This window comes from Candidatus Nomurabacteria bacterium (genome assembly GCA_016699085.1).
GTDB lineage: Bacteria > Patescibacteriota > Minisyncoccia > Phycocordibacterales > UBA9973 > CAZLWF01.
On sequence record CP064958.1, the window covers coordinates 140053 to 153434 of the forward strand.

The 13382-nt window shown below is 39.4% G+C and carries 14 protein-coding genes; 2 read left to right on the forward strand and 12 right to left on the reverse strand.

From position 1 onward, the window contains the following. Positions 1–83: 83 nt before the first annotated feature. The 7 genes from IPF86_00710 to IPF86_00740 form a co-directional block, all read right to left on the reverse strand. Entirely contained in the window at positions 84–773 is a 690-nt protein-coding gene (locus tag IPF86_00710; protein ID QQR50428.1) for a hypothetical protein, read from the reverse strand. Positions 774–887: 114 nt separating this feature from the next. Next, a complete protein-coding gene (locus IPF86_00715) occupies positions 888–1559 on the reverse strand; it encodes a hypothetical protein (protein ID QQR50429.1) in 672 nt (223 codons plus the stop codon). A 90-nt stretch (positions 1560–1649) separates the two neighbouring features. Continuing rightward, the gene (locus IPF86_00720; GenBank protein ID QQR50430.1) at positions 1650–2267 is read right to left on the reverse strand and encodes a hypothetical protein; all 618 of its coding nucleotides are present in this window, start codon (positions 2265–2267) and stop codon (positions 1650–1652) included. Positions 2268–2370: 103 nt separating this feature from the next. Beyond that, positions 2371–2763, reverse strand: coding sequence for a 50S ribosomal protein L7/L12 (gene rplL, locus IPF86_00725; protein QQR50431.1), 393 nt, complete (start codon positions 2761–2763; stop codon positions 2371–2373). A gap of 11 nt (positions 2764–2774) precedes the next feature. Continuing rightward, positions 2775–3263, reverse strand: coding sequence for a 50S ribosomal protein L10 (locus IPF86_00730; protein QQR50432.1), 489 nt, complete (start codon positions 3261–3263; stop codon positions 2775–2777). Between the two features lie 183 nt (positions 3264–3446). Next, positions 3447–3602 (reverse strand): hypothetical protein, encoded by a 156-nt coding sequence (locus tag IPF86_00735; protein ID QQR50433.1) that lies wholly within the window; start codon positions 3600–3602, stop codon positions 3447–3449. 6 nt (positions 3603–3608) lie between these two features. Beyond that, positions 3609–5177, reverse strand: a complete 1569-nt coding sequence (locus IPF86_00740; GenBank protein ID QQR50434.1) for an efflux RND transporter periplasmic adaptor subunit — start codon at positions 5175–5177, stop codon at positions 3609–3611. A gap of 72 nt (positions 5178–5249) precedes the next feature. Here IPF86_00740 and IPF86_00745 point away from each other — a divergent pair, with 72 nt between their 5' ends. Beyond that, positions 5250–6527 (forward strand): exopolysaccharide biosynthesis polyprenyl glycosylphosphotransferase, encoded by a 1278-nt coding sequence (locus tag IPF86_00745; protein QQR50435.1) that lies wholly within the window; start codon positions 5250–5252, stop codon positions 6525–6527. On the opposite strand, the gene IPF86_00750 is transcribed toward IPF86_00745, so the two are convergent. The 3 genes from IPF86_00750 to IPF86_00760 are packed head-to-tail and all read right to left on the reverse strand — an operon-like array spanning position 6524 to position 10631. Beyond that, positions 6524–8473, reverse strand: coding sequence for an N-acetylneuraminate synthase family protein (locus tag IPF86_00750; protein ID QQR50693.1), 1950 nt, complete (start codon positions 8471–8473; stop codon positions 6524–6526). The two genes, IPF86_00745 and IPF86_00750, sit on opposite strands and share 4 nt — an antisense overlap. Positions 8474–8503: 30 nt before the next feature. Continuing rightward, positions 8504–9253 (reverse strand): acylneuraminate cytidylyltransferase family protein, encoded by a 750-nt coding sequence (locus IPF86_00755; GenBank protein ID QQR50436.1) that lies wholly within the window; start codon positions 9251–9253, stop codon positions 8504–8506. Then, positions 9246–10631, reverse strand: a complete 1386-nt coding sequence (locus tag IPF86_00760; protein QQR50437.1) for a CDP-glycerol glycerophosphotransferase family protein — start codon at positions 10629–10631, stop codon at positions 9246–9248. Before IPF86_00760 ends, IPF86_00755 begins: the two co-directional genes overlap by 8 nt. Positions 10632–10711: 80 nt before the next feature. On the opposite strand from IPF86_00760, the gene IPF86_00765 reads away from it, so the two are divergent. Then, positions 10712–11695 (forward strand): hypothetical protein, encoded by a 984-nt coding sequence (locus tag IPF86_00765; protein QQR50438.1) that lies wholly within the window; start codon positions 10712–10714, stop codon positions 11693–11695. Positions 11696–11740: 45 nt separating this feature from the next. Here IPF86_00765 and IPF86_00770 read toward each other — a convergent pair whose 3' ends face one another. Both IPF86_00770 and IPF86_00775 read right to left on the reverse strand, forming a co-directional pair. Then, positions 11741–12493 (reverse strand): methyltransferase domain-containing protein, encoded by a 753-nt coding sequence (locus tag IPF86_00770; protein QQR50439.1) that lies wholly within the window; start codon positions 12491–12493, stop codon positions 11741–11743. 7 nt (positions 12494–12500) lie between these two features. Continuing rightward, positions 12501–13349 (reverse strand): sulfotransferase, encoded by an 849-nt coding sequence (locus IPF86_00775; GenBank protein ID QQR50440.1) that lies wholly within the window; start codon positions 13347–13349, stop codon positions 12501–12503. Between the last annotated feature and the right edge of the window lie 33 nt (positions 13350–13382).

Here is a 13382-nt window from a genome sequence, read left to right on the forward strand (position 1 = left end):
TTCACCTTACAATTTAAAAAACTTTTTGTCAATAAAACACAAAACTCCCCTTTCGGAGAGTTTTGGTATTTGAAAAATTGAAATTAGTGCATTGACGATGTTTCTGCACGAAGCTTCTCGATTGTCTTTGCAGCAGCATCTTTGCCGCCCAAGCCAAATGCGAGTCCACCTGCGATCGCAAGCATAGCGATCAAACCAGTGAAGAGTATCTGCATAAATTGTGCAGCGATACCAAGCTGTGACAATGCAATGATGAATGCAAATGTCCAAATTGCGTATTTCACGATACTACCCAAAAGTCGTGCTGAATGGATGTTCGCAGCGCGAGCAGAGCCTTCAACAATTTTGCGCATAGCATCAGCGATCACTGTTGCAACAATAAGAACGAATGCTGCAATGATAACGTTCGGCAAGTAGTTAAGGACTACTTCACGAAGGAAGCTGTTGACTTGCGTAAGGCCAATGATCTCAAGAGATGTCATCAAGAAGACAACAACGATGAACCATTTAACCAAGCCTCCCAAAAATGCACCAACATTGAGCCTAATACCAGCGCGAGCCAATACTTCATCAGCACCAGCGCTTTTGAAAAGAGAGTCAATCTTGATGGCTGCAATTACTTGTTCGATAGCATGTCCGATGACAGCACCGACAATCCAGCCAAGGATAAAAATAATAATCGCAACGATTAGGTTTGGAACGAAATTAATGAAACCCCACCAGAGATTCTGGAGAGACGCGCCAAATACCTCGCCCCATGTTTGTATTAACATAAATATCTATCTGCTTATGTGTTTAAAACAAAGCAGAACACTTGCTGAAAACAGCAAAATTATTAATAAAATAACTACTTAAAAAGTTTCGACCTTTCAAAAGTACTAACCTTATTATACCAATTCTACTGGAGAATGATATGGATAACCCACCTCTGGTTTTTTAGGACTTTGGGCTATTACATTTAAACTATTAACCAACGTTTCGTGCGGAAAATCAAGCACGTCAGCAATCAGCTTGTCATACATATTGAGACGGTAGACAAATTCTGGTGTATCAAATAATGCATACGAGAGTTCCCTGCCGAGCTCTGACTCGAGTGTATGTAATGATCGTTCGATGAGGTTACGCTTGAGGTTATCACCGACTATCATGACATCGAGTCTACTGTCACTGTCTTTGGTGAAGATACCGGCAATAACAAATAGTTTTATTTTACCGACACCTTTGAACCGACGCATAATTTCACTACGATCCATCGTATTTGAATCAACGAGCAAATTCCGGAGCGCCTCGAGATACGGCAATGTCGCATTGAGCTGCCAGCCAGAAACCTTTTTCTTTTTATGTTTACCAGAACTCAGATGGATTTCTTTAATAAATGTTTTTTTCTTAATAAAATCTGCAGCTGCCAGTACCGCAAGTTCACGGCGAGCAGCTGGTGGCGTACTTTTGCTCCGCTGCGCAACATCTTTTGCGTCATAGCATGTTTCACTATTCAAAAGGAAAAGTCGCATGACTTTTACACGAGTTTGGCTATTGAAGAGTTTGCCGAGAGTTTCCATAGATAGGCAAAAGTATACGCCAACATATTAGATATATCAAGCAAGAAAAAATGCCCCCAAATGAGAGAGCATTAAAATTCCAGTTCAAAACTACATGTATTTTTCTACAGCCGGAATAAAAAATTGCTGAGAAAAATATTTAAAAATAACAGCATCGTAAATCGAAGTGATGTTAAACGCAATTCCGGCATACAGAAGACGCACATGCTCTTCAACTTCATTACCTTTGTCTAATATCTCAATAAGTTTTGGATAATGATCCCTTCCAGAGATGACAAAAACATCGTTGTAATTTTTTGCTGCTGCACGGATAAGAGAAACACCACCAATATCAATCTTCTCAATAATTTTTTCATGAGTACTTCCATTTGCAACTTCTTCTTCAAAAGGATACAAGTCAACCACCACAAGGTCAATTCCGATAATCCTATGTTCTGCCATCTGCTCCCTGTCGCTTTCATTGCCTCGACGACTAAGTATGCCAGCGAAAACGAACGGGTGTAAAGTTTTTACTCTACCACCTAGGATTTCCGGGAATTTTGTAAGCTCTTCCACTTTTATAACTTTAATTCCAAGCCTCCAAATGTACTCAGCAGTTCCGCCGGTAGAAATTATATGCACACCTAATGCATGTAATCGACGCACAATTGGCTCTAGTCCTTCTTTGTTGTGGACTGAAATCAGGGCATATTGAATTTTTTTATTCATGTTAAGTTGTTTTAGAATTTGCACCACTCTACCACCTACCCACTACTTTGTCGAGCAAATAAAAAATCCCCGTACGGGGATTTTTTATTTGCTGTATTGTGTATTATTTCAATTCCACTTTTCCGCCAGCTTCCTCAATCTTTTTCTTGAGGTCTTCTGCTTCTGCTTTCTTCATGCCATCTTTAAGTGTTGCAGGAATATTGTCTACCATATCCTTAGCTTCTTTAAGTCCGAGACCAAGAGCTTCTTTGACAACTTTCATAACGCCGATCTTTGCCTCACCAGCTGCGGTAAGCACAACGGTGTATGAATCTTTCTCTTCTTCTGCTGCACCAGCTCCAGCACCTGCTGCTGGACCAGCAACAGCTGCTGCTGAAACACCGAACTTTGCTTCGAATACTTTTACTAATTCGTTGAGATCAAGGACTGACATAGCTTCGATACTTGCCACGATGTCTTTGAACTTTGCTGGAATTTCTACTTTTGTTTCTTCCATAATAATTTTTATTAAGCCTTTGCCTTGCTTATCTGATCGAGAGCGATCACCAAGCGTTGGATAGGCGAGTTGATAATATTGACGAACATACCACGGAGCGTATCAACACCCGGAATAGTTGCGATAGCCATCATTTCTTCTTTACTCTTGAAGACGTTTTCAAATACTCCACCTTCGATCGAAACAACTTCTTTGTGGGTTTTTTGAAATTCATATACTTCGCGAGCTGGTGCCAACATATCGCTACCATAGGCAACTGCAATTTCTCCTTCGAGATTTGGCAACGTACCTGTATAGCCATTGGTTTCAAGTGCGCGTTTGAGAAGCGTTTTCTTGGCAACTTTATAACCAATATCACTTTTTTGGAGTGTACGACGCATAGCATTTGCATCAAACACGGTAAGTTTATTGAATTTTACAAATACAATAGACCCAGTGCCCTGCAAAGCTTTCGTCAAACCATCCAATAATACTTCTTTCTTTTGTTTTGAAATAGCCATAAATAATGTGTTGTATAGCTAAAAATAAAAATCGACCACTTGGGCCATAGTGCAAACTTATACTATAAGTATGCTCCTCGGTCGGTTGGACAAATATGATTTGCCCGATTAAAGCTTTCGCTACCAACTGTCTACAGCGCTAGTGCTACTCTAGCAAAAATTCTTCTTTTGTCAATTTTGCTATTAGCGAGGTGAGATTGCCTGATCAAAAATCTGCTCTGTATTACTGGTATTATTCTTAGATTTTTCGTAGGCATTGATAATAAATAAGCATCCGATTCCCAAGAGAATCATGCCAATAAGTCCAAGGACCATTTTAAAAAAGTGGTATGTGAACATGTCGAATTATATAAGTGGTGGATTAGTAATGATTCGATCGCCACTTTGAAGTCCTGTAACAATCTCTACCAATGCACCATCAAAGTGTTCACCGATAGTCACCAATTGCTCAGTAGTTTTTTTACCTTTTTCATCTGTTGCTACGAGCACATAATACGCACCGTCTCTTTCGATTAGCGCACGCAAAGGGATAGCAAGCACAGCAACTTTTTTTGACGTAATGATTGTCATGTCAGCAGTGAGACCTGGACGAATGTTTTCACCTGGCTCAATGAGTTCAATAACAACTTTATAATTAACAACGCCTGAAATAAGTGTTGGAGCAATATCTACATCAGCGACAGTACCTAAAAGCTTCGTCTCTCCGTTTGATGCAAAAGCAAGTTCAACTGCCTCACCAGGAGCAATATCTAAAATATTTGCTTCATTAACATTGGCATCGACATACAGATTCGCCACGTCCTCAAGTGTTATCATGTTCTCAAATGGCTGCACGGGCGCACCTAGTTTTGCGTCAATTTTTGTAATGGTACCATCTGCCGGTGCAATTATTTCTGCGTCAGCTAGATCTGCTTGTGCTCGTTCTAACGCACCGACAGCAACCACGACTTGGGCATTAGCAACTTGTATATCACTTGCACTTGCTTGAGCTTTTTTAAGATCGAGTGCTGCCTGTTTTTCATTGACCGCACCTTCTTTACTACTTATAACCTGATCATGCGTTGAAAGTGCCAGCTGATATGCATTATAGTTGGTTGCATACGAGACACTTCTTGTATTAGGTACTTCGATAATCCACACTGCACCTGTTTTAAAATCAGTTGGAAATTGAATGAATAACCCTCGAGAGCCAAGCGGCACTGAACTCCCCGTACTTATAGCTACACTATAATTATTCTCAAGACCGCTGATTGAAAACGCACCACCAGAAGCTGAGCTTGAACTATAAACAGTGACTGTATAGCCACCAACTTCATCGCTCATATATGAACCTGTAATTGTTGGTGCCGTATCGGTCGTTGATCCTGTTGCTGGGACAGCTTCAAGATCAGAGCTATAAAGAGTACGCTTAGCATTTGCAACGAGCACATCTTGTGCAACCTTTGTATTCTCAAGATCATTAATCGCAGTTTGTAATACGGCTTCAGCTAATTTAATATCCTTATCTTGGTTAATCGAAAGCACCTTTGCATAGTTAGCTTTTGCTTCCAAGAGTCTCCCTTCGGCCTCCGTGACTGCAGCAGCTTCTTGTCCAGCTTCAAGTATTGCGAGCACTTGCCCTGCCTTGACCATATCGCCCACATTTGTTTTGATTTCTGAAATAATACCTTGTTTTTGGAAACTCAATGTTAGGTCTGTCGTACTCGTCACAGTACCACTAGTAAGTACAGTACGTTGCAAGTCTCTGGGTGTAATTATTTCTGTCGCAAGTGTCGTCTTTTTGCCGCCAGTTAGGAGTACTACTAGTACAACCACTATAACCACTACAATACCCCAAAATACCCGCTTCCTTGCATAAAGACGTTTAAAAAAGTCTATAGTTTTTGCCCGAAAGCCAGGCGGTTGCATATTCATGGGACCAGTATATAGTGTTTTTGTTGCGAACACAAAACCGAACTTCACGGTATACTAAAGATACTTACTCATATGAGAAAAATAATACTTTTTTTGGGAGATACAATCATGTTTGTTTTGGCTGGTTTCGCCATGCTCCTTTTGCGTTTTGGTATCCATGTCAGCAGTCCTATTATCGAAGCCCACATCCAGGCTTTCATAGCTCTCTATGTGCTATGGCAGATTATCCTCTATATCTGCAACCTGTATGATTTTGAATTCATCAAGCCATCATTTGAAAGCATTCGAAATCTACTGCTCGCTATAAGCATTAGTCTCGTGAGCGGGTTTTTACTTTTTTACTTTGTACATTTTCCTGTCACTCCAAAAACTAATCTACTGCTCTTGGCACTCTCGTATGGTGTACTACTATTTGCATGGCGAAATATTTACTTTTCTATTTTTGCTCATAATTTCAAGAAACATATCGCTTTTATTGGTAACGCACCACTTGCCAATACTCTCATAGAAGAAATCGGACGTCACCCACATTTGGGATATGCCTACGAAGGAACCTACGAGTCTGTAGCCGAACTTATTGCAACAGGTCGTACGATAGATATTGTTGTCTATGGAAAACAAATCGAAAGCTCGGAGCTTGCGCATTTGATTGCCAATCAATCACACGTACTTGATCTGAGGCAAGCATTTCAAAACATATTGCATCGCGTTCCTGTTGTACTTATGAACGATACGCTTGCGCTTCGTATTGTTGAAAATCGCGACACTGATCTTTATGAGTTTCTAGTACGCGGAATAGAAATAATTCTGGCACTTTGTATTCTCGTACTTACATCTCCATTATTACTCCTTGCTGCGATTGCAATACGAATAGAAGACTCGCGCAGTATTTTCTATAAACAAGAGCGCGTCGGACGACACGGCAAGCGATTTAGTATCATCAAACTGCAATCAATGTATACCAATGCTGAAAAAAACGGTGCACAATGGGCAACACACAATGATAGTCGCATCACGCCAGTTGGAAAAATTTTACGCATTACCCATATCGATGAGATCCCACAAATGTGGAATGTGCTCAAGGGGGACATAGCCTTAGTCGGTCCGCGACCGGAGAGACCAGAGTTTGTGGAGAAATTAGACAAAGAGATACCCTACTACTTCTTGCGCCATACAATCAAACCAGGCTTCACAGGCTGGGCGCAAATCAAATTTCGTTACGCAAGAAGTGTCATGGATTCACAAGAAAAATTTGAGTACGATTTATACTACGTCAAAAATAGAAATTTCTTCCTCGATATTGGCATTATCCTAAAAACAATCCAGATCGTTTTTACCCACGGGGTTTAGAGATATTTTTCTAATCGCTCAAGTGCTATCCAAAATCCTTCACCGCCGTTTTCATGACCTTGCCATATTTCTGGAATAAAAGAGCATGTAATACCTAGAGAATCTAAATTTTTTCGTAATTCATTAAAGTCAATTTCACCTTCTCCTACTTGTATCCCTTCTCCATTTACATCTTTTGCATCCACGACATGCAAATGAGCAGTATATTTTAAAATTTTCTTTGTAAATTCAGAGAAATCCCATCCGTAGGTATTGCAAGCCAATTTGGAATGTGAAGTATCAAAACAGATTCTGTACTTATACTTTTCACAAAAAGCAGCAATCTCATCTGGATCAAGGAAAAGATTGTGGTAGAGCTGTCCACCTAAAAGCCATGGGTACGGCGGCATTGTTTGAATGATAATTTCTACACCATCTTGATTAATGTTTGCGAGTCCATCTGCAATTCTTTCATACAATACTTGCCGTTCTTCTTTCGATAGTGGCTTGTCTTTTGTAAAACCACCGGCATTGACCACAATAAGTGGCTTGTTTGCTTTACTAAAATGTTTTTTTAGCTCATTCGTAATAGAAACAACTCTCTGCAGTTCAGCAATTGAGCGTCGCCAATATATTTCATCTGAAGAAGCGAGGTTAAGTAAATGATCATCAGCAAATGTCTCAGGACTATGGACGATGAGATCCATTGCAAGTGGTTTAGGAAAATGACTACTAATATCTTCAGTAAGATCGTTATAGCTTAAGTGAAATTCAAGCAAATCAGGATTAGTAAATTTATGCAATTCTTTATAATCATAGTAACGAACAGGAATGCCCCAAGGTCTATTGAATGTGTAGCTCCGTGGTTCAAAATTTTTATCAAGTAAATCATTAAGATAAAAAAAATCTCCTTGACGCAAGCTGCGACGAGCTTTACGATTGATAAGTTTCTCTTTCTGGTCTGGTTGAAGCCCTCGGCCAGGACTTTTTACTTCGATCATCTCCGGTGTAATCATGTCACCTTTTTTAATATCCCTTGTTGCAACCAAGCTTTTTGCCAAATTCGCTCTGTTCATTTTTTCCCCTTGGGTTAACTCTCTTTTTTTTGCTGTACCGAGTGATGCTTCCACTTGTCGAATTCCCTCAATCATTACCTTGAATTCATCTGGGGTGAGGCTAGCTTTATGGTCCGAACCTTCCATCGTACGATCAAAAGTTATATGCTTTTCAATTATTTTTGCGCCCCTTGCAACTGCAGCAATAGCAATGTTGATCCCCCGTTCGTGCCCGCTATACCCATACAATGCTGTTCCAAGTCTGCTCATATATTGCAAATTAATATCTTGGAAAGGTGCAGGGTAGGTTGAATTACAGTGTAGCAGTATGTATTTTGCATTAAGCCTTTTTAAAAGATTATTTACTGCAATGATCTCAGATTCTTGAGACATGCCAGTTGAACAAATGATTGGTTTTTTTGTTTTTACGATTTCTCTAATCAAATCATGATTTGTTAGATCGGCAGATGCTACTTTATACGTATGCATACCGTATGCTTCTAATTTCTTTAGGCTTTCCAAATCCCAGGGTGTGCAAAGTGGAAACATCCCAACCTCGCGTGCATAATCAAAAAGTTTAAACATTTGCTCATCTGCTAATTGGAATTTTGAAAGCAGATCAAGTGTGTACTGCGATGTTAAATTTTCTTTAATATCATTTGTTGTTCCCTTGTTAGCATAGAGTGACTCTATATCTCTCATCTGGAATTTCACACAATCAACCCCGGCTTCTTTGGCGGCATCAATCAATGCTTTGGCACGGTCGAAACTACCATTATGATTGAGTCCAATTTCTGCAATGACAAAAACGGGCTCGCCGAGCCCAACATATCGGTCACCAAATTTAATCTTCTTGGGTGAACCAAATACAAAACGTTTCAACCTATCTTTAAGTGAAGCCACAGAACGAATACTACTATTTTTTTAATTTTTGTAAACTAACTACGCAGCAAATTCTTCAGGCTTTGACAAAATAATCTGTTCAGCAAGTTTGATTTCATACACCGAATCAATATCTACGTCTCGCCACTTCTCAAAATAAAGCGGTATAATCTTGGTACCACTCATAGAATTTTTTTGAGTTATAACTCTAGGCCGAATAACATCAACATAACCTGAATGGCGTAAAACTTTTGGAAGGAGCTGGCGAGGCATATTAAATGCTTCAGGATATTGCGCAAATACTTCTGGAAAAACATTCGTAAGTAGTGGCTCCAAATATCCACCACTTTCTGTATACATTTTAAATGGCGTATGTAGCGGCTCACAAACAGATCGCACTGATTCTGCATCTGGATTATCTAAAAGTAATTGGACCCCTGTATCAATATCCTTGCCTTTTTTAAGTGGCGTTGTAGGTCGTAAATGTACCACAACATCTGGCATATACCCTTCACTGTCATATAAATGTTTGAGTGCATGAATGAAAACAGGTAAATCTGGAGTGAGATCTTCTGCTAATTCTTTAGGGCGTAGGAATGGAACTTCAACTCCATATGAACGCGCAATTTCAGCCATTTCCTCATCATCAGTTGAAATAATAATTCTCGTTAATAATTTACTTTCTTTGGCTGCCTTGATGGTGTAGTACATCAAGGGCTTGCCAGCACAAAGTGCAATACTTTTCTTTGGAATTGATTTCGATCCACCTCGAGCTAAAATTATTCCTAATATATGTTTGGGATTATCCATGCTGAGTCAATGATACAAGTAAATTTCCTAACCGCAAACTAGCTTTGCCGTCAAATGGGTCTACCATAAGTTGAAGTCCTGCATTGCGACCTTCTTGGTCAAGTAAAGGATTAGTTACATACCGATTGATAGCAAAGGCAAGCTCTGGATCATTTTTTACTACACATACTGCTCCAGTTTCGACTAAGGCTTCAAAGTGTGTGTAGGTATCGTAGAAGCGTTTTGCTGATTGCCAATATGTAATGTTAGATAAATTAAGGTCATAATCGATACAGATAACTGGCTTACCAAGCGCAATCGCATCAATGGCAAATGTCGACGCACCAGTAATAATTATATCTGAGTGAAAAATAGTATTTATAAGGTGTGCTGTCTCATGTATGTCTATTTCTTTGCCCGCTTGATCTTTGCCGACATGAAGCGCAACAGTATCTGGAGTCACATGAGGAAGTGATTTAATTGCTTCAAGCGGACTTAAAAAACGTGGATGTGCTCGAAAAAAGAACTGAATATTATCTGGAATTTTTTTCTCTACAACTAATTTATTAAGTACAGGAGCAACTGCACCTTCGTGTGGAAATAGAAAATCCCCCATCGCACCATAGGTTATAATTTTTTTGTTTTGATCGATACCTAATTTCTGAAGAAATATTTCTCTCGGAACAATTAGTGATTGATAGTTTTTATAAATATCATAGTGAGGCAAACCCACAATGTGGATATGCTCTTTTGGTAATCCAAATTTCTGAATAGCAAATGCCATGTCAGATAGGTACTGATTCTGGACAATAAGTTCATCGGGCACCATTCGTATCAATCCATGGCTCGTAAAGTTATCCCAGCTTCTCGGCATGCCGATGAGTGGAATTTTTCTTTTTTTAGCAACAATGGCGATCCAGACATCAAACTCGCGATTGGTCAGTGATGTTGCAAATACATGGGTGGGTTTGTAGGTATCAAAAAGTACATCGAGCTCTATAGGAGATGGCTGTAAGAGATACAGATATCGGATGAATTTTTTCCAAAACGAAATATTACCAAATATCTTTGTGTAAATTATTTTAAGCGTTGTAGAAATAAAACTCGCATCACTTCTCGTATAAGCAAACATTTTCTCCCATGTGTTTGTATGAGTATCAATACCATTGAGTGCCATCCAGTCAATCAGTCGACGAAAATATCCAAGTGGCCTGTAATTCACTGCTACAACTATAGTATCTGGACTTTGAAACAAAGCTTGATACGTTTCAAGTTTTTCTGGTTTTACAAGAAGAATAATTTTGCCTTTGTAATTATCTCGAAATGTTTTCCAAAAATCAGTAAAGAAAATATTTCGTGCAATAAAGGTCTCAGGAAGAGTGATAAATATTGTCTGCATATCGTAACTATAGCATACAGGAATTTATTGACAATATATAATATTTATGCTAATATACTTTCAAACAAAATTGAAAAAAAATGAAAAAAGTTCTCTTGGTTACAAAAGATCTCATGCCGTTCAAATTATTATTTGAGACCTATTGTTGGATTAAAGATAATACGGATTTTATTGTTGCGATTGTCGCAGAAGGCAAATCTGCTGAAGAATGGAGAGAGAAAAATGTTCCCCTACTGACTGAGGGAGATATCTCTACGGAACAGGTTTATGCAATTATGGCAGCCATGAAACCCGACTGTGTCGTGACAGGACTCTCGAGCCCAAATAATCTCGAGGATAGTATTGGTTTGATTGCTAATACTACTCACACAAAACTTGCTGTTATTTCTGACACTTGGGGAGCAATCTCAAGGGTCGACAAAGCTCAACCTGATTTCATATTTGCTATGGATGCATTTGATGCAGGGTTGTGTGCAGCAAAATTTCCTGATGCTCATATATCCGTAATAGGCGACATCACGAGAAAAATAACACCGCCCGAGGACGTATCGAGAGTTTGCGACAAAATACAAAGAACAGGAAAAAATTTGATCCTAATCACAGGACAAAATCCGGGGTATACTGACGATATAATCCGAATCATCCGTGACTCTGTTGCAATGGAACCACAAAATTGTGCAGTTGTCGTTCGTCTCCATCCAAAATTCAAAGGACTTCCTGAAGAAAAACCTCTGCGAGATTTGATTGAGACATTTCCTCCCGGAACAGTAGTAGAAATTGACGGCAGCACAGATGAAATTGCAAGCTGCGCAAGAATCGTAGTTAGTGTTTTTAAAACTGTGCTACGTGTTGGCTCAATAGCACATCGGACAGCAATATCTGTTGTAACACCAAAAACTGTTGCTGGCATGAAAAAATCAACTGGACTTTCTCAGTACCCCCTCGCAATGATGGGTAATTGTCTCGAAATTTCCAAACCGACATTACTGTCAAAAATTCCAAGGCATGATGCATATGTACCTAAAGAATTTAACCCAGCAGTCGTGCTGGAAATATTCAAATAAAAATTAAATTTAAAACATCAAAAACCAACGTCTAACGTTGGTTTTTTATTTTCGTTTAAGAACAACAAAAAAGGTTTCAGTTAGCCAGTTTTTGTAGCGTTCTTCAGAAAAAAGAACTTTTAATATTGCGTAGCGTACCTGGTGGTGCCATTCTACTCGTGGCACATGGTAACCAACAGCGGCAACCTCAAAGCCATGCTTGGCTGCATTATAGAAAAGGAAATTCTCAGCATCTGATGTATTGAAGTACCACTTATGCCGATCTTGTGATTTCTCGGGGGGGATACCGTAGCTCGCAGGACCAGCTGTACCTTTGAGCATTGGTTTTAGGAGTTTTCGCCAGCAATTCGGAAGCGATATGATAAGGTATTTTTCTGTTACCCGAGCAAGGTCAGCAAATGAACTATGAATATCGTTAACATGCTCAAGTGTATCGAGACAGAGCACAGTCTGGAATGATTGATTAGGAAACGGTATTGTTGTCTTTTCCCAATCCCAAACTGTATTGTTGAAATTATTCTTATCGATAAGTGTACATGGCAAGCCCAAAATTTTCTCTGCGCGATCATCACGACTACCCACATCAAGCACATTTTCATGCACGTATTCCATGAATTCATCGTAAATCAAATTGTATCGCTGTAATGATCTCGGTACATAGCGAGTTTTAATTTCTTTGAAAGGAAAATTTTCTTTCGTTTTTACAACTTCGTTAAAAGCATCTTTGTCATACTCACCTTTGAAGTACAGCCCCCCGCCGGCATACCGATTACTAATTGTTTTTGTAAGGTTATCCATATAAGTATTAAATCTTTAAAGATTCTAATTTTTCATACACTATCTCTGTCTCCTTCTCCAAGGGATACATAGTAGCCAATGCTTCAAATTCTTTGCTTGATCGATTAAACTCAGGTTTGATCAAATTTTTCAGTGTTGTAATATCACCTGCCCCTATAAAAGCAACGAGCTTTGTAAGTACTTTATCTTGGGCACTAGGATTCACAAGATCATCATAGGCAATCAACATACTTTCATGAGTTGCTAGATGATAGAGCAAATTTTTATTGCTTGCAGTCCAATGTTCTAAGAGCGAAGTAAATGTTGCAGCGCCTGCACCCCAGCTTCGCATGATTGACTGCGCACCAACGAGCGGATGACGATAGACGCCAATCACTTTAGTGTTTTTCGGCATATAATGTTTCCAAAAATAAAAAAATATTGGCAATGACTTAAACCCGAATCGCTTCTGACTGTGACCAAGATGAAGCAGAAGCTTAATCATCGATCTCCGGGTAAATGCCCGACTCACTTGATGGAAAAAAGTATCAGCCCGAAGTATGCCTGCGTCATTGTATAAATCATTGCGGTTATACTGTCCAGCTTCACGCATCAGTTTACGGTTTAGAGCAAACATCTGATTATGCTCAAAAAAGCCGTTGTGATTGCGAGCATCGCCCGCTTTGAGTTCCTGATCTCGTCCAAAATACACACCACATTGAGAGACGAGATTAGATACGAGACTCGTACCATTACGCTGGAAGCCAATCACCACAAAGGCATCACCTGAAATTTTTTGAAATTGCTCAAGCTTACCTTCAGACGCAAAAAGCGTGCGCCAGACTGGCCGGAGCATCTTTTGGTAGATAGGTTTCATATACATCACACTTTAGCATATGACTATCTTTTT